Annotated in this window: 10 protein-coding genes; 4 read left to right on the top strand and 6 right to left on the bottom strand. The window is 71.1% G+C overall.

The features are described from left to right. Nucleotides 1-97 precede the first annotated feature (97 nt). Nucleotides 98-2,674, bottom strand: a complete 2,577-nt coding sequence (locus ABZ135_RS09240; protein ID WP_356693493.1) for a glycoside hydrolase family 9 protein — start codon at nucleotides 2,672-2,674, stop codon at nucleotides 98-100. Nucleotides 2,675-3,090: 416 nt separating this feature from the next. On the opposite strand from ABZ135_RS09240, the gene ABZ135_RS09235 reads away from it, so the two are divergent. Continuing rightward, a complete protein-coding gene (locus ABZ135_RS09235; RefSeq protein WP_356693433.1) occupies nucleotides 3,091-4,116 on the top strand; it encodes a LacI family DNA-binding transcriptional regulator in 1,026 nt (341 codons plus the stop codon). Between the two features lie 169 nt (nucleotides 4,117-4,285). Here ABZ135_RS09235 and ABZ135_RS09230 read toward each other — a convergent pair whose 3' ends face one another. After that, complete coding sequence (locus ABZ135_RS09230) at nucleotides 4,286-6,499, bottom strand: glycoside hydrolase family 6 protein (protein ID WP_356693431.1); 2,214 nt, start codon at nucleotides 6,497-6,499, stop codon at nucleotides 4,286-4,288. Between the two features lie 44 nt (nucleotides 6,500-6,543). Next, nucleotides 6,544-8,766, bottom strand: coding sequence for a glycoside hydrolase family 3 N-terminal domain-containing protein (locus tag ABZ135_RS09225; RefSeq protein ID WP_356693429.1), 2,223 nt, complete (start codon nucleotides 8,764-8,766; stop codon nucleotides 6,544-6,546). A 390-nt stretch (nucleotides 8,767-9,156) separates the two neighbouring features. Between ABZ135_RS09225 and ABZ135_RS09220 the strand changes: the two genes are divergently transcribed. Together ABZ135_RS09220 and ABZ135_RS09215 are read left to right on the top strand one after the other, a co-directional pair. Beyond that, nucleotides 9,157-10,575, top strand: coding sequence for a cellulase family glycosylhydrolase (locus ABZ135_RS09220; protein WP_356693427.1), 1,419 nt, complete (start codon nucleotides 9,157-9,159; stop codon nucleotides 10,573-10,575). A 132-nt stretch (nucleotides 10,576-10,707) separates the two neighbouring features. Further along, nucleotides 10,708-11,361: a DoxX family protein gene (locus ABZ135_RS09215; RefSeq protein WP_356693425.1), complete on the top strand. Its 654-nt coding sequence runs from the start codon at nucleotides 10,708-10,710 to the stop codon at nucleotides 11,359-11,361. On the opposite strand, the gene ABZ135_RS09210 is transcribed toward ABZ135_RS09215, so the two are convergent. From ABZ135_RS09210 to ABZ135_RS09200, 3 genes are all read right to left on the bottom strand, one after another. Continuing rightward, nucleotides 11,311-12,882, bottom strand: a complete 1,572-nt coding sequence (locus tag ABZ135_RS09210; protein WP_356693423.1) for a PQQ-dependent sugar dehydrogenase — start codon at nucleotides 12,880-12,882, stop codon at nucleotides 11,311-11,313. The genes ABZ135_RS09215 and ABZ135_RS09210 overlap by 51 nt on opposite strands. Before the next feature lie 184 nt (nucleotides 12,883-13,066). Further along, entirely contained in the window at nucleotides 13,067-13,738 is a 672-nt protein-coding gene (locus ABZ135_RS09205) for a lytic polysaccharide monooxygenase (protein ID WP_356693421.1), read from the bottom strand. A 168-nt stretch (nucleotides 13,739-13,906) separates the two neighbouring features. Further along, nucleotides 13,907-15,055 carry a lytic polysaccharide monooxygenase gene (locus tag ABZ135_RS09200; protein WP_356693419.1) on the bottom strand — a complete coding sequence of 383 codons (1,149 nt, stop codon included), beginning with the start codon at nucleotides 15,053-15,055 and terminating at the stop codon, nucleotides 13,907-13,909. Nucleotides 15,056-15,528: 473 nt separating this feature from the next. Between ABZ135_RS09200 and ABZ135_RS09195 the strand changes: the two genes are divergently transcribed. Continuing rightward, a complete protein-coding gene (locus ABZ135_RS09195) occupies nucleotides 15,529-16,347 on the top strand; it encodes a methyltransferase domain-containing protein (RefSeq protein WP_356693417.1) in 819 nt (272 codons plus the stop codon). The last annotated feature ends 123 nt before the right edge of the window (nucleotides 16,348-16,470 follow it).

Here is a 16,470-nt window from a genome sequence, read left to right as displayed (position 1 = left end):
GAGCCGCCGTACGATTTCTCTCCTGCCGAGAGCGGGCCGGTCCCGCCGTACGGGACGGCGGGACCGGCCTCGTTCGGCCGGCGTCAGGTGCCACCGGTCATCGCGGCGGTGCCACCGCGCACGGGCGGTCGTTCAGCCGGAAGACCCGGGGGTCGTTCACGAGCCCGGTCGACACCCCGTTGAAGCCGAAGCGGACGTGTCCGCCGGCCGCAAGAGTGGCGTTCCAGCTCAGCGCCCGGGCGCCGATCCGCGGGCCGCTCTGCTCGACGGCCGCCCCCCAGGGGTCGGACACCCGCTGGCGGTCGGCGAAGGTCCAGTCGAGTCGCCAGTCCTGGACGGCCTGGGTACCGGTGTTCTTCACCACGACCTGGGTGGTGAAGCCGCCGCCCCAGCGCTGCGAGGTGTAGGTGACCTCGCACTGCGGTGTCCGGGTCCGGCCGCCGCCCAGGTCGTCCACGTAGGAGGCCACCCAGGCGAGCGGGGCGTTCCAGTTGATGGTGATCTCGTTCGTGGACCAGGACTCGATGTCGTCGATGTAGCACATCGCCGGTGCGCAGCCCTTCAGCCTGGCCTGGGCGACCGGGTCCTGGATGGCGTCGTTCGGGCCGCCGGCCAGGGAGCCGGGCGCCGGGTGGGGCAGGCTGGGGTCGAGCTGGTTCGCCCAGAACCGGTGGTGCTGGTTGCGCGAGTCCCGTTCGCCGTAGCCGGTGACGTACGACTGGTTCAGGGGGTTGCGCCCCAGCAGGTAGTCGAGGCCGCGCAGGACGGCGTCGCGGTAGACGGTCTTGCCGGTGAGGTCGTGTGCCGAGCCCAGGACGACCATGTTGTTGGCGACCTGGCTGTTCGAGCCCCACACGTAGTGTCCGTCGTCGGGTGCGTAGGGAAGGCCGTACGCGGCCCGGGCGGAGTCGGCCGCGTAACCGTCGGCGGCCTGCGTCACCATGTTCCGCACCGCTTGGAGCTGGTCGGCGGTGAGCTTGTTCGGCACGCTCGCGAGGTCGAGGGCGCCGAGTCCGGCGACCGATCCCCAGGACATGCCACTGCGCGGGAAGACCGCGTCGGTGTCACCGTGCAGCGGGGAGCGGAGGACCGCCTGGCGGAAGACGTCCTCGCCGGTGGTGAGGAAGAGCTCCGCCGCGGCCCAGTAGAACTCGTCCCGCACGTCGTCGTCGGGGTAGGCGCCGCCGCCCGTGCCGTCGTTCGGATCGGCGAGGATGCCGGGGTGGGCCACGGCGGCCGCCCACGCGGTCCGCGCGGCCTTGCGGCACCGCTCGGCGAAGTCCGCGTCGTAGACCTGGAAGAGCCGGGCGCACTGGGCGGCGGTGGCCGCCAGGTTGAGGGTGGCCGCGGTGGTCGGCGGGTGCAGTTCCCTGGGCTGCGGGTCGCGGTCCGGCCGGGTGGGCAGTCCGGTCCACGCCTTGTCGTGCAGCTTGTGGTGGACCATGCCGGCCAGCGGCTGCCCGGCGGGCACCTGCATCCGCATCAGGAACTCCATCTCCCAGCGGGCCTCGTCGAGGATGTCGGGAGTGGCGTTGCCGTGCTCGGGCAGCCGCAGCCGGCCGTCGCCGAGGGGTGCGGCGTCGGCGTTCTCCTCGTACAGGGTCCGCTCGAAGGTCGACATGAGCTGGGCGACGGAGATGCCCCCGTTGACGACGTACTTGCCGTGGTCGCCGGCGTCGTACCAGCCGCCCGCCGCGTCGAGGCGGTAGTCGCACACCCCCGGTTGGCAGGGCACGTCGTTGTCGCCCTGATTGGGGCTCACATTGACATGTCCGGCGGGCCGGGCGTACTCCTCGCCCACGAGGTCGGCGTCGATCTCGATGCCGCTGCGGTTGTGGTAGAAGTACGCGAGCGCGTCGGTGCGCAGGGACGCGTAGAGGTCGTCGCCGATGGCGAACGGCTCGCTCTTGTGGCCCGCGACCGTGACGGTGTAGTCCTCGCCCGGGGTGGTCACGGCGCTGAAGTCGAACGTGTGGGTGTTCTGCCGCGAGCCGGCGTCCACACCCGCCGGAACGGTGGTGCCGGCGGCCAGACGCGTTCCGTCGGCCGCGTCGAGGGTCCAGGGCAGCGGGGTGGTCTCCTCCGTGACGAAGGTGCCGCTCTTGGGGCCGTCGGTGAGGTAGCCGACCTGATTGACGCGGACCGGGGAACCGGTGTCCGGCTCGTAGGGCGGCGGTGCGGTCCCGCCGGTCAGGGAGACGTCGTCGATGCAGAAGGTGAGGGCCTGCGGGCTGCCGCCGATCTGGAAGACGAGTTGCGCGGCGTCGTGGTCGGCTCCGGCCGTGAAGTGCGAGGTGACCCGCGCGGCGGTCTCGTCGACCCGCTGGGTGGCGGCCAGTTCCGCGGTCCACGGGTCGCTCGCCATCTGCACGTTGGTGCGGATGGTGACCGGCGCGGTGGACGTCGCCGTGTAACTGAGGGTGTATCCCTCCCCGGCGGTGAGGCCGAGTCCGTTCTGCCCGACGATGGCGTCCCAGGCGTTCTCGGTGCCGGCGGGGACGTCGGCGCACAGACGTCCGTCCACGACGGTGACGGGGCTGTTGGCGGTCGACCACCACGGGGCGGTGCCCGCGGAGAAGTCGCCGTTGACGAGGAGTTCGGGAGCCTCGGCGGCGGGCGCGGCCGCCGCCGAGGGCACCGCGAGAGCGGCGGCCAGCAGGCAGGCGGTGGTCATGCCGCCCAGGAGCGCACCGGCGCCTCGGGGCCGGCCCGCTCGGCGCGGGCCGGGGGAGGGGCGGGAGCTGCGGGCGTCGGAAGACTGATGTCGTGGCACGCGGGGGTCCTTAAAGGGTAGGGAGGGAGTGCTCGTTGACAGGGTGTGGGAGCGCTCCCAATCTCAAGGAGCCGCGCGACCCCGTCAAGACGTCGTACGGATTTCGCGGCGGAGACGTACCGGGCCGCCCGGTGTGCGCTCGTCTCTCTCCGGCTTTCGGACGACGGTGCCGGTGAGGGATCCTCCATAATCGACAACCGATCGACGCGGTGGGAACCGACGGGGTGAGGAGTGGGCGCCCGCGGTGGTTCGATGGGCACGTCTTCGCGCCGAGAAGCGGCCGCAGAACGGAACATTTCTCCTGGAGGTCCCGCACGATGGAGGCGAAAGGGCGCACGGGTCCGCCCACGCTGGAGGAGGTGGCCGCGCTCGCGGGCGTCGGACGGGGCACGGTGTCCCGCGTCGTCAACCGCGCCCCCGGCGTGAAGGCCGCCACCCGGTTGCTGGTCGAGCAGGCGATCACCGAGCTCGGGTACGTCCCCAACCGGGCCGCCCGCGCCTTGGCCGGCAGCCGCACGGGCGCGGTGGCGCTGGTCGTCGCCGACAGCGAGCGGCGCTTCTTCGCGGAGCCCTTCTTCTCCGACATCGTCCGGGCGGTCGGCTCCGAACTCGCCGACCACGAGATGCAGTTGCTCCTGACCCTGGTGCGGAACGACAAGGAGCGCGTGCGCTTCGCACAGTACGCGCGGGCGGGCGGGGTGGACGGAGCACTGCTGGTCTCCGTGCACGGCGAGGACCCGCTGCCCGACATGCTCGCCGAGCTGGACCTGCCGACCGTCCTCAGCGGCCGCCGCTCGGCCGAGGAAACCCTCTCCTACGTCGACTCGGACAACGCGGGCGGGGCGCGGGCGGCGGTCCAGCACCTCGTGGAGTCCGGACGGCGGGCGATCGCCACCATCACCGGGCCGTCGGACATGTACGTCGCGCAGAGCCGGCTCCGCGGGTACCGGGACGCGATGACGCGGGCCTTCGGTGACGTGGACGCGTCCTGGATCGCCGAAGGCGACTTCTCCGAGGAGAGCGGGGCCCGCGCGACGGCCGACCTGCTCCGACGCCATCCCGACCTCGACGCGGTGTTCGCCGCCTCGGACATGATGGCCGCGGGCGCGCTGCACACACTGCGCGCGGCGGGCCGGCGGGTGCCGCAGGACGTGGCCGTCGTGGGCTTCGACGACTCTCCCTTCGCCCGGCACACCGACCCCCCGCTCACCAGCGTCCACCAGCCGGTGGAGGAGATGGGCCGCACCCTGGTCCGGCTGCTCCTCGAGGACATCGACGCCCCGGGTTCCGCCTGGCGCCAGGTCGTCCTGCGCACGACGCTGGTACGGCGGGGCTCGGCCTGAGACGTCGTCCGGCGCACGGAACGCCGGACGGGAATCGCGGAGTGCCGAGGGACGCGGCGGGCCCCTGGAGAACTCCGGGCGGCCCGGTGCCGATTCCGCCCAGGACGACCCCCGCCCGCCCGGGCACGTGTCGACCGGGCGGGCGGGGAGCCTGGGGGGACGGCAGGGACTACGCGGGCGGCGTGCCCCAGGCCAGGGCGGCGCCGAGATAGGCGGGAACCGTCGGGGCGTCGACGTAGGACGTTCCGGCGGAGCGGCTGTAGTCACCGACCTCGTTGAACGCCGACCAGTCGGACTTGTTCATCCGGAGCTGGATGTCGCCGGTGTCCTTGCCGGCCGCGAGGGAACCGCCGCTGAAGCCGACCTCCAGGTAGGCGTCGGCACCCGCGACCGGGGTGCTCAGCGGGACCACCCTCAGCTTGAGCTGCGCGCATCCGAGGGCCGCGTAGTCACACACGGCGTTGACCGTGGGCGAGCCGCCGTCGCGTGTGAAGTAGTAGCGGACCGTGACCTTGGTCAGGTCGAGCGCACCGCTGCCGGTGTTGACGATCTGCAGGCCGGGACGGATGCCGTTGTCCGTGGCGGAGGAGTCGTTGTTCTTGTACCGGACCTTCACGCCCCCGGTCGGGTCGGGGTTCCCCCCGCCCGCTTCCGTGGTGACGCTCAGCGCCGCCGAGGCCGGGGACGTGTTGCCCGCGGCGTCCCGGGCCCGCACGGTGTAGCTGTAGGCCGTGCTCGCGCTCAGCCCGGTGTCCGTGTACGCGGTGCCCGGGACCGCCGAGGCGGTGACCTTGGTGCCGTCGCGGTAGACGTCGTAACCGCTCACGCCCACGTTGTCGGTGGCCGCCGTCCAGGCCAGCGAGACGCTGGTCGCGGTCTTCGCCGTGACCTTCAGACCGGTGGGCGCGGTCGGCGCGGTGGTGTCGCCGGGGTCGGTGCCGCCGGTGGGCACGGCCGGGTAGGCGTTCTGCACCAGCATGGCGAACTGGTTGTGGAACCAGTGCCCGGCCAGCGGCGCGCCGGGCAGCGCGCCGGTCTTGTTGTTGCCGGCGTTGGGCGCGGTGTAGGCCGGGTCGCACATCGGGTCCTGGCGCTTGCCCTCGTTGTTCGGGATGTCCTCGCTGGCCCCGTCGGACTCACCCGGCGGCTTGATCCACAGGAAGGCGTCCAGGTGCGCGTCCGGGTAGCCGGACGGTGCGCTCTGCGGAGGCTGCCCGAGACCCGCGCCGCTGAGGTTGCACCACAGGCCGCGGTGCGCCCGCCGGTCGGCCTTGGACTCGGTGACGTAGGTGTCCAGGGTGGTGCTGGTGCTCTCGGCGGTCGGCCGCGCGGAGCCTCCCCAGCCGTTGCGCGAGGTGTCGATCACCATGCCGGTGGAGGCGGGCCAGCCGGCGGCGACCAGGGTCCGGTGCAGGTTCCTGGTGAAGTCCGACTCGTCGAAGTTCGGGTTCCACTCGTAGAACTTGCCGGACTTCACCATGTTCCCGCCGACCGTCTTGTCGGGGTTGGTCAGGAACGGCTCTTCCAGCGGCGTGTAGTTGGAGACGTTGGTGATCAGCCCGTCGACGCTGCCCAGCCCGGCCGCGGTGCCCTTGGCGACGTCGGTGTACAACTGCGCGGTCTGGGTGAGGTTGTTGTCCCAGCCGAGCCAGCCCGAGTGGGCGAAGTCCATGTACGTGTAGACGTTGGGGATGGCGTGCAGCTTGTCGAGGGCGTACTGGACGGCCTTGACGTAGAGACCGCTGCTCTTGGCCTGGGCGCACTCGGGGTCGGCGGTGTTGGTCACCAGGTTGGGCAGACCGTCCGGCTCGATGACCGTGGTGATGCGGATGTCCTGGTACTTGGGGTTGCCGAAGACGCTCGCGATGGCGTCGATGTACTCGCTCTTGTAGCGGTCCAGGCCGGCCTGGGTGAGCGGCAGTTCACCGTTGGAGGCCAGGGCCGCGCAGTCCCGGCCCGGCAGGTCGTACACGACGAACGTCGCCGTGATCGGCTGTCCGGGCTTCTTCTGGGCCAGGGCGAGGTCGAGGTGGTCGGCCAGGCTCTTGCGGCCGGCGTTCGCGGCGCCGCCGTGGATCGCCGCGATCCGGTCCAGCCAGACGGCGGTGGGGTAGCCCTTCACCTTCTCCATCTTGGCCTTGAGGACGGGGTCTGAGGTCTTGGCGATGGATCCGTCGACGCTGGTCGCGTAGTCCGGGTTGACGTAGAAGGTCGCGCCGGCGAACGGATTGTCGACGTGTGCCTCCGCGGCGGCCGCGGGCTGTGCCGTGGCCTGGCCGGCCAGCCCGAGCATCGCGGTGGCCAGTGCGGTGGCCAGGAGCGCTGATCCTCGTCGGCGCGCGCGCCGCGGGCGCCTGCCGGCAAGGCTGGTCCGATCGGTCATGTCTTCTCCTCGTGGGTACGGTGCGGGTGGTGCCGGTCGTACGGTCAGGAGCCGGTGCACTGCGGGGCGGGCGTGCCCGCGACGCCGTTCGCGGTGAAGCCGAACGATGCGGTGCCGCCCGGTGACAGCGCGCCGTTGTGGGTGGTGTTGCGGACGGTGGCCCGGCCCGACGTCACCGTGAGCGAGCCGTTCCAGAGGTTCGTGACGGTCGAGCCGCCCAGGTCCCACTCGGCCGCCCAGCCGGTCAGGGAGGCGGTCCCGGTGTTCTTCACGGTGACCTCCGCCTGGTAGCCGCCCGACCAGGAGGAGGCCACCCGGAACTGGGCACTGCACGCCTTGGACGCGGGGGGTGTGGGGGTCGGGGTGGGCTCCGGCGTCGGCGTCGTGCCGTAGGACAGGCCGTAGCCGTACGGAAAGAGCGGGGTCTTGCCGTCACCGTCGTTGATGGGCTGCTGAGAGGCGCTGTTCATCCAGGTCACCGGCAGCTTGCCGGTCGGCGGGTGGTCTCCGAACAGCACGTCCGACACCCCGTTGCCCTCGGTGCCCGGCAGCCAGGCGGCCAGGAGCGCCTTCCAGTCGGGCAACTGGGCGCTGATGTCGAGCGGACGCCCGGAGACCAGGACCACGACGACGGGTACGCCGGCGGCCTTGAGCCGGGCGAGCGTCTGCACGTCCTCCTGGTCCAGCCCCATGCTCCCGGGGCGGTCGCCCCGTCCCTCGGCGTACGGGGTCTCGCCGACGACCGCCACGGCGGCGGTGTAGCTGCCGTCGATTCCGTTGCCGTAGCGGTCGTAGGTGACGCGGGAGGGGTCGGTGACCGCCGACCGGATGCCCTGGAGGATCGTCGTGCCGGGGGTGACGGCGCCGCTGCGGCCCTGCCAGCTCAGCGTCCAGCCGCCGCTCTGGTTGCCGATGTCGTCGGCGGACTTGCCGGCCACGAACAGCTTCGCGTTCTTCGCCAGCGGCAGGACGCCGTCGTTCTTCAGCAGCACCTGCGAGGCGCGGACGGCCTGCCGGGCCAGGGCGCGGTGCTCGGCCGAACCGACCCCCGAGGTGAACGTGCGATCGGTCAACGGCCTTTCGAACAGCCCCAGTTGGAACTTCTTGGTCAGGATGCGCCGGTTGGCGTCGTCGATGCGGGCCGGGGAGATCCGGCCGGCGCTCGCCTCGGCGCGCAGCAGGCTCAGGAACTTCTTGTAGTCGTGCGGCACCATCACCATGTCGACGCCCGCGTTGACGGCCGTGGTGATCTCGGCGGCGGTGAAGCCGCTCTGGCCGTCGAGCTGGTCGACCGCCGCCCAGTCGGAGACGACGAAGCCGCCGAAGCCCAGCTCGCCCTTGAGCACATCGGTGACCAGGTACTTGTGGGCGTGGGACCGCACACCGTTCCAGGTGCTGTAGGAGAGCATCACCGAGCCGACTCCCCGGCGCACCGCCTCCCGGAACGGCGGCAGGTGGACGGCTCGCAGCTCGGCCTCGGACACCTGCGTGTCGCCCTGGTCGACGCCGCCGGTGGTGCCGCCGTCGCCCAGGTAGTGCTTGGCGGTCGCGAGCACCGAGGCCGGGTCCGCACCCAGGGTCTGCCCCTGCAGGCCGGTCACGAACGTGGCCATGGAGGTGGGCAGTTCGGGCTTCTCGCCGAACGACTCGTAGGTCCGGCCCCACCGGTCGTTGCGGGCCACGCACAGGCAGGGGGCGAAGTCCCAGTCGATGCCGGTGCCGGCCATCTCCTCGGCCACGGCGCGGCCGACGCGCTGGACCAGCGCGGGGTCGCGGGTCGCGCCGAGGCCGATGTTGTGCGGATAGATCGTGGCGCCGCGCACCGCGTTGTGCCCGTGGACGGCGTCGATGCCGTAGATCATCGGGATGCCCAGCGGGGTCCCCAGGGCGGTGCGCTGGAGGGAGTCGTACGTGTCCGCCCAGGTCTGGGCGTTGTTGGGGCTGACCGTGGAGTCGCCCCCGGAGAGAACCGAACCGATGCGGTACGCGGCGAGGTCGGACTGCGGGACGAGCGCGTCCTTCTCGATCTGCGTCATCTGGCCGATCTTGTCGTCCAGTGTCATGCGGGACAGCAGGTCGGTGACGCGGTCCGACACGGCCAGGGACGGGTCCTGGTAGGGCAGAACCGCGGCTGAACGTTCGGCGGCTGAGGGTTCGGCGGCTGAAGGTGCGGCGGACGAGGTGGCGGTCAGCCCGGTCAGGGACAGCGCCACGGCGCACAGCGCGGCGACGACCGCCGGGCGGCGGGGGGACGGCGAGCGGCTCATGCGGAAAGCCTTCCGAGGACGGGTCCTTCGAGGTGGGGTCCGGGGCCCGCTCTGTCGGCGCGGGATGGGGAGAGCGGGCCCCGGAGCAGGAGGCCGGCGGTGTCGGTGACCCGCCGACCGGGTGGCGCGACGGTGCGGCGTTCCGGGAGCGCTCCCACCCCCCGGATGGGAGCGCTCCCATAAGCGATTCGAAGGGGACTGTAGGAGGCTTCCATGTTCCTGACAAGAGGGTGCGCGCGGGTAACTGTTCGGCCTGTCGGATCCCTGTACGCGTCCGGAGGGGCGGTGTACCGTCTCGGCCCGATGGATCCGCTCGGCATGAAATGGGAGCGCTCCCATCATCGGTTCGCCTCAGATGACCCACTTGGCACCGCATCAGAAGGAGTCGCTTTGAGACGCTTCATGGCTTTACTGGCCGCCTGCGCGACAACGCTCGGGCTCATGGCCCTCTTCGGTTCGGCGGCGAGCGCCGCGGCCGGCTGCCGGGTCGACTACACGGTCACCAACCAATGGCAGGGCGGTTTCCAAGCCGGGGTGAAGGTCACCAACCTGGGTGACCCCGTCTCCGGGTGGACGCTCAAGTTCACGATGCCGGACGCCGGCCAGAAGGTCGTCCAGGGCTGGAGCGGCACCTGGTCGCAGACCGGGTCCGCGGTCACCGTCACCAGCGCCGACTGGAATCACACACTGGCCACCGGCGCCACGGCCGACATGGGCTTCGTGGGCTCCTTCACGGGCGCCAACCCCAAGCCCACCGCCTTCACCCTGAACGGCGTCACCTGCACGGGCTCCACCGGTGAGCCGACACCCACGCCCACCCCCACGCCGACGCCCACCCCCACGCCCACGCCGACGGATCCCGGTGGCAGCGGCACTCCCGTGAGCGTGAACGGACAGCTCCACGTCTGCGGCGTGTACCTGTGCAATCAGTACAACCGGCCCATCCAGCTCCGCGGCATGAGCACGCACGGCCTCCAGTGGTTCGACAAGTGCTACACCAACGCATCCGTGGACGCGCTGGCGAAGGACTGGAAGTCGGACCTGCTGCGCATCGCCATGTACGTGCAGGAGGGCGGCTACGAGACCGACCCGGCCAGGTTCACCAGCCGGGTGAACAGCCTCGTCGACATGGCCGAGGCGCGCGGCATGTACGCCATGATCGACTTCCACACCCTGACGCCGGGTGACCCGAACTACAACCTCGAACGCGCGAAGACGTTCTTCAAGGCCGTCGCCACCCGCAACGCCGCCAAGAAGAACGTGATCTACGAGATCGCCAACGAGCCCAACGGTGTGACCTGGGCGGCCATCAAGAGCTACGCCGAGCAGGTCATCCCGGTGATCCGGGCCGCCGACCCGGACGCCGTCGTCATCGTCGGCACCCGCGGCTGGTCCTCGCTGGGAGTCTCCGACGGCTCCGACGAGACCGAGATCGTCGACAACCCGGTCAACGCGACCAACATCATGTACGCGTTCCACTTCTACGCCGCCAGCCACAAGGACAACTACCGCGCCACGGTGAGCCGGGCGGCCTCGGTGCTGCCGCTGTTCGTCACCGAGTTCGGCACGGTGACCTACACCGGCGGTGGAGCGGTGGACCGGGAGAGCACCACGGCCTGGCTGGACCTCCTCGACCGGCTGAAGATCGGCTACGCGAACTGGACCTACTCCGACGCCAATGAGGGCAGCGGGTCCTTCAAGCCCGGCACCTGCAACGGCACGGACTACAGCAGCAGTGGCGTGCTGAGCGAGTCCGGGGCACTGATGAAGAGCCGGATCAGCACTCCCGACTCCTTCCCCACGAGCTGATCGCCTCCGCGGTCGACGGGGCTCCGGCTCAGCCGGGGCCCCGTGCGGCGTCCGCCTCCCGGTGCGGTGCAGTGCGGTGCAGTGCCGTGCCGTGCCGGGAGAGGGCGAAGCCCCCTCGACAGGAGATGCCCCATGACCAGCCCCACCGGAAAACGGCCCGTCAGGAATTCCTCGCCCCACCCCGATGCCACCACCGGCCGGCCGGTCCCCGCCGCGCCGCCCGGTGGCGGCCGCCGCGGGCTCCGCGGTGCACGGCAAGCACTGGCCGTGCTGCGGGACCACTACCGCCCGCACAGCACAACGGCCCTCAGAGTCTCCGTAGGCATGGTGTTCGTCTGGTTCGGCGTGATGAAGTTCTTTCCCGGGCTCAGTCCCGCCGAAAGCGTCGCCACCAGGACCATGGACGTTCTGACCTTCGGCCTCGTGCCGGCGCGCGTGTCGTATCCGCTGCTGGCGCTTCTGGAGACCGCGATCGGCGTCGGGCTGATCACCGGAGTGTGGCTGCGGCTGACCCTGGCCGCGTTCTTCGCGCACATGGCAGGGGTGTTCTCGGCGCTTCTCTCCTGGCCGACGAGATGTGGCACGGCGCCGTACCCGCACCCACCCTCGAGGGGCAGTACATCATCAAGAACGTGGTGCTGGTCGTCGCCGGCCTCGCTGTCGCCGTCGACGAACGAAGCGCCCGACGGCGTCGGCCGTCGAGCGCTTCCGGTCACCGATGAACGTGCCGACGGTTCAGCGGCCGACGGCGCAGGCGTCTCCGTTGAGCGTGAACCGCACGGGTGACGACGCGTCGCCCGTGTGGTGGGCGAGGTATCCGAGGGTGATGCTCGCGCCCGGAGCGATCGTGGCGTTGTACGAGGTGTTCGTCGCCGTGATCGTGTTGCTCCCCTGGGTCAGCTCGGTGTTCCAGTCGGAGGCGACGGTCTGCCCGAGAGCCAGAGGGAACTCGAGCGTCCAGCCGTTCACCGGGGTGCTGCCGGTGTTGGTGACGGTGAGGTCGACCGTCATGCCCGTGCCCCACGCCTTCACGGTGCGGTCGACCCGGCAGGTGGGTTCCTCGCGCGTGAACGACACGCGGTGCAGGCCGCCGGGCAGGTCGTTCACCACGTAGAACTCGCCCTCGGCGGTCGTGCCGATCGACGTCACCTGGGTGGGCATCTCGCCGATCTCGGCCTGCTCGTAGCCGCCCGTGCCGTCGGGGCGCAGCGCCCAGACCGTGGACGAGCAGTAATCGGTGGCGATGTACGTGCCGCCGACCAGGCCGCTGTACTTCTGGCCCCGGTAGACATGGCCGCCGATGACCGAGCAGCCGCCGGTGTACGGGGAGTAGGTGAAGACCGGTCGGGTGTACGTCGCACCCGGCTCGCAGTGGCCGCCGGCGAACTTCTCCAGCCCCTCGTAGCAGGACCAGCCGAGGTTCGCCCCGCCCTGGCCCGGGGCGAGGTGGTCGATCTCCTCCCACCGGCCCTGTCCGACGTCGCCGATCCACATCGAGCCGTCGGCGCGGTCGAAGGAGAACCGCCACGGGTTGCGCAGCCCGTACAGCCAGATCTCGGGGCGCGCGCCGGGGGTGTTCACGAAGGGGTTGTCACCGGGGACGCAGTAGGCGAGTGAGCCGCAGCCGCGGCTCACGTCGACGCGCACGATCTTGCCCAGCAGGGTGTCCAGCCGCTGGCCGGCACGCAGGGGGTCCGCGGAGCCGCCGCCGTCGCCGATGCTCCAGTACAGCGTGCCGTCGGGGCCGAACGCGAGCTGGCCGCCGTTGTGATTGCTGTACTCGGCGTGCTCCTGGGAGAGCAGGACCTCCAGGCGGGACTCGTCGAGCCGGTAGCGGGCGAGCGTGACCGCGCCGTCGGGCAGGGCCGTGTACGACAGGTACAGGTCCTGGCTGTCGGCGAAGTCGGGCGGGAGCGCGATGCCGAGCAGGCCGCGCTCGTTGCCCGACTCGTCCACGGCGGAGGAGATGTCGACGAGCGGGGTCCGGGCCAGGCCGGTGTCCGGGTGGTAGACGCGGACGGTGCCGGGCTTCTCCGTGACGAACAGCCGGCCCGTGCCGTCGTCGGGGGCGGCGAGGGCGGTGGGCCGTCTCAACCCGGAGGCGACCTGGGTGGTGGTCGCACGGAGCGACGGCAGGGGGACGGGTGACGTGCCCTGCGCCGCTTCCGTCCGGGGCGGCGCGGCTTCCGCCGTCGTAGGGGCGGGCGCCGCGAAGGACGGGGTCGCGGCGGCGGGCAACAGAGTGAGGGAGGTCAGCAGGAGGGCGGCGGCCGGCAGGAGCTGCCCGGTCCAACGGCGTCGTAGCATGTCGGCTCCAGAAAAGGGGACACGTGCACGGCGGTGGCGCGTGCACGGCGGTGGCACGTGCACGGGTGGCGTCTCGGCGGGCCGGGTCCGTCTTCCGGGCCCGCGCAGCGGACAGGCCGCCGGGGTCACCCGACGGCCTGCCCACTGCCGGAACCGGCGGCTGCGCCGTGACGCGGTGGCGCGATCAGCCGAAGTTCACATCGCTGCACAGGAAATACGTCTGGTCCATGTGCGATGCCTGCCAGATCGTGTAGACGACGTGACGACCGCTGTAACCGGACGTACTCACGGGGATCGAGTAGTTCTGGCTGGGCGGGTACTTCCCGGTGCGGGCCACGAGCTGGAGGTCGCTCCAGCGCAGCGGCTGCGTGGTGGGGTCGTAGCCCTGCCGGGAGACGTAGACCAGGAAGTAGTCCGCGCCGTGACTGGCCTGGTCGTACAGCTTGACGGTGAAGTTGCCGCCCACGTTCGTGGTCTTCCAGGGCCCCACGGCGTCCATCGCGTTGTAGCGACCGCCTTCGGTCCGGCCGCCGCTGCAGAGCTGCCCGTCCGGGACGACCGCCTGGAAGTTGCCGCCGGAACCGTTGCGGTAGAGGCCGTTCCAGTTCCACATGGCATTGGGGTCGGCCCGCCACGCCTGCCAGCACATGGGGTCCTGCTGGGCCATGGCCGGGTTCTGGAAGTCGCTGCCCCAGCGCAGCCAGCAGCCGTAGTTGCGCGAGCCCGGATCCACGACCGATCCGTGGGCCACGGCGGTCCCGCTCCAGGGGATGAGGCTGAGCAGCACCGCGACGAGTGTGCCGAGGACGAGCGTCAGCCGACGCGGCGTCGTGTGGGCACGTAAGTGACGATCCATGAGCTCCTTCTTTCTGTGAGGGGATGTCGCCTTGTGGAGGGTGGGGAGGGAGAGGGGGAGAGGGGGGGGGAGGGCGGGACGACGGCTGGGAGGTGCCCGCGTTCGCGGACCGGGCGTCGCGTGACGGCCGCGGAGGCGGCGAAGGCCGGCGCCGTCGTCGCCGCGGTGTTACGGGTTGACGCAGGTGACCGAGCCGACCGGCAGGTTGTTTCCGGTCGAGGTGGCGGTGAAGCCGAAGGTCACGGTGCCGTCCGGCGGGATCACGCGGTTGTGGTCGACGTTCCTGACCGTGACCGTGCCGTCGGATCCGGTGCTGAGGGTGCCGTTCCAGACCTGGTTGATCCTGGTACCGGCGCCCGGCTGCCAGCGCACGGCCCATCCGTCACGTGCCGTGGTGTTGTGGTTCATCACCTCGACGGAACCCTGGAAGCCGCCGTTCCAGTAGTTCGTGATCCTGTAGAGGGCCATGCACCCGGTGTGCGGGTCGCCCGGGGTCGGCGTGGGAGTGGGCGTCGGGGTCGGCGTCGGGGTCGGCGTCGGGGTCGGCGTCGGAGTCGGCGTGGGGGTCGGGGTCGGGGTCGGCGTGGGGGTGCTCCCCGAGCCGCGGATACCGGTCACCTCGCCGTTGCCGCCGTCGAAGACGATGTCGGAGCAGGAGAAGAAGTTCTCCTGGCTGTCCGAACGCACCCACTGGATGAACATCATCGCGTCACCCGAGCGGCCCGAGGGCAGCTTCAGGTCCCAGTAGTAGTGACCGCCCTCCGAGCCCACCGAACCCGACTGCGGCGGGTCGGTGACCGTCTGGATCAGCTCCAGGTCGCCCCAGCCCAGCGGGGAGGTGGGCGAGTAGCCGGGCTTGGAGACGTACACCCGGAAGGAGCCCGGGTGCGCCGCCCAGTTGCTGTGCTTGATCCGGATCGTCGCCCCGGAGGTCAGGTGCGTCCTGGGCCAGTCCGCGCGGGCCGCGTTGTAGCCGGTGAAGTTGTACGGGGAGCGGTCACCGGCACTGCACAGCTTGCCGTCCGGGACGTACCCCGGGCCGCGTCCGCCGGCGTTGGAGTCCAGCACGGCGAACCAGTTGTACAGCGCGGTCGAGCCGCTCTCCGCGAGCGCCGCCTTGCACGCGGGGTTCGTCGGGTCCAGGGCGCCGGTGCCGGTCTTGGCGTCCAGCCAGCAGAGGTAGGTCCGCGAGCCGGGCGTCATCGTCACACCGTGCGCCTGCGCGTTGTTCTGGCCGATCAGAACGAGCCCGAGCCCGCCGAGCAGGGTGGCCAGCACCGCCAGTATGGACAGTGGTCGTCTCGTGCTTCGATCCATGATGTCTCCTGTGATGGGTGGGGCTGTGTCTTCTCCTCGGCAGCCGCCGGCCTCGTCGACCCGCGGGAGGACAGGGCGCGCCGACGGCGGAGCGTTCGCGGGGCTTCGGGAGCGCTCCCAAAAGAGCATGGGAGCGCTCCCAATCAGGGATACGCCTGCGACTGTAGGAGTCCTCGATTCCTCTGACAACCCCGTGGACGTCAATCCGTCGAAGGGAAGAAGAAGGGCCGGGTCAACGGGCAAGATCACGGCTTCTTCGATCAACGGCCAAGCTGAAAAAGGGGTTTGGGAGCGCTTCCGAGGATCGGTGTGCCCGGACCGTACGGAGGCGGCGGTGGCAGTGACCTGCCGCGCCGGGCCCTCGTTGCCCAGGTGGTGACCACGCGTCCACCGGCACGCGGACGGCTGCGCGGCGGGGCGCTTTCAGGAGGTGCGGCACGGTGTCAGGCGGTGCTCAGCGGGCTCGCCCCGCCATGCGACCCGCGGTGCGGGAGACGTACGGCCCGGCCGATCTGAGCGGCCATCAGATCTTCGCCGGGGGATTCATCAACTTCGGGTACTGGCAGGCGGTGGACCTGGGCCTGCCGCTCACCGAGGTGGAGCGGATCCGCAGCCAGGAGGATCTCTACCGTCACGTCCTGAACGCCGCCGGACTGCCGCGGGGGGCGGACGTTCTGGAAGTGGGCTGCGGCCTCGGCATGGGTTGCGTGGTGGCGCTGCGGGAGTACGGCTGCACCACGGTCACCGGCATGGACATCCATCCGGAGCAGGTGCGGCGGGCGCGCGGCGCGCATGCCGATCTGCTCCGGGAGGAGCCGGCACGGCTGCGGTTCGTCCAGGGCGCCGCGGAGAGCATGCCGTTGGAGGACGGCGGGTTCGACGCCGTCATCAGCGTGGAGGCCGCCCAGCACTTCCCCGATCTCGGCGCCTTCGCAACGGAGACGTGGAGGGTGCTGCGGCCGGGTGGCCGGGCGGCCGTCACCAGCTTCTTCACCGTGGACGACGCGCCCGGCCGGCCCGAGGAACTCGCGCAACTGCTGGACACGTACGCCGGCGGCCTGGACATCGCCCGGCCGGTCCGGGCATTCGCTGACGCGCTCACGGAGGCCGGGTTCGCCCATGTGCGGGTCGAGTCGATCGGGCCGCATGTCTGGCCGGGGTGGGACCGGTGGCTCAGCCGGTGGTGGGCGCCCGGGACCTGGCCGCGGAACTTTCTGCGCGCCTACGAGCAACGGATCCTCGACTACTACGTCGTCACGGCGGCCCGCCCCGGGACGCCGGCGGACACCTGAACACCCACCCGCCCGACTGATCGTGTCCTGCGTGGTGCGGCCGACGCCTGACAGCCTCCGGCAGAGCCGGATCGAGGGGCCCGGGTCTTCTGCGGTGGCTGGGGTCACCCCGCTCTTCTAGGG

This window comes from Streptomyces sp. NPDC006339, from assembly GCF_040612775.1.
In the GTDB taxonomy this organism is placed as follows: domain Bacteria; phylum Actinomycetota; class Actinomycetes; order Streptomycetales; family Streptomycetaceae; genus Streptomyces.
The sequence above is the reverse complement of the archived record's forward strand: the minus strand, read 5'-3'. Positions and strand labels throughout refer to the sequence as shown.

Coding starts and splice junctions, on each gene's coding strand:
- ABZ135_RS09210 (WP_356693423.1), bottom strand. CDS start 12,882: ATGCTACGACGCCGTTGGACCGGGCAGCTCCTGCCGGCCGCCGCCCTC.
- ABZ135_RS09235 (WP_356693433.1), top strand. CDS start 3,091: ATGGAGGCGAAAGGGCGCACGGGTCCGCCCACGCTGGAGGAGGTGGCC.
- ABZ135_RS09240 (WP_356693493.1), bottom strand. CDS start 2,674: ATGACCACCGCCTGCCTGCTGGCCGCCGCTCTCGCGGTGCCCTCGGCG.
- ABZ135_RS09225 (WP_356693429.1), bottom strand. CDS start 8,766: ATGAGCCGCTCGCCGTCCCCCCGCCGCCCGGCGGTCGTCGCCGCGCTG.
- ABZ135_RS09200 (WP_356693419.1), bottom strand. CDS start 15,055: ATGGATCGAAGCACGAGACGACCACTGTCCATACTGGCGGTGCTGGCC.
- ABZ135_RS09195 (WP_356693417.1), top strand. CDS start 15,529: ATGCGACCCGCGGTGCGGGAGACGTACGGCCCGGCCGATCTGAGCGGC.
- ABZ135_RS09205 (WP_356693421.1), bottom strand. CDS start 13,738: ATGGATCGTCACTTACGTGCCCACACGACGCCGCGTCGGCTGACGCTC.
- ABZ135_RS09215 (WP_356693425.1), top strand. CDS start 10,708: ATGACCAGCCCCACCGGAAAACGGCCCGTCAGGAATTCCTCGCCCCAC.
- ABZ135_RS09230 (WP_356693431.1), bottom strand. CDS start 6,499: ATGACCGATCGGACCAGCCTTGCCGGCAGGCGCCCGCGGCGCGCGCGC.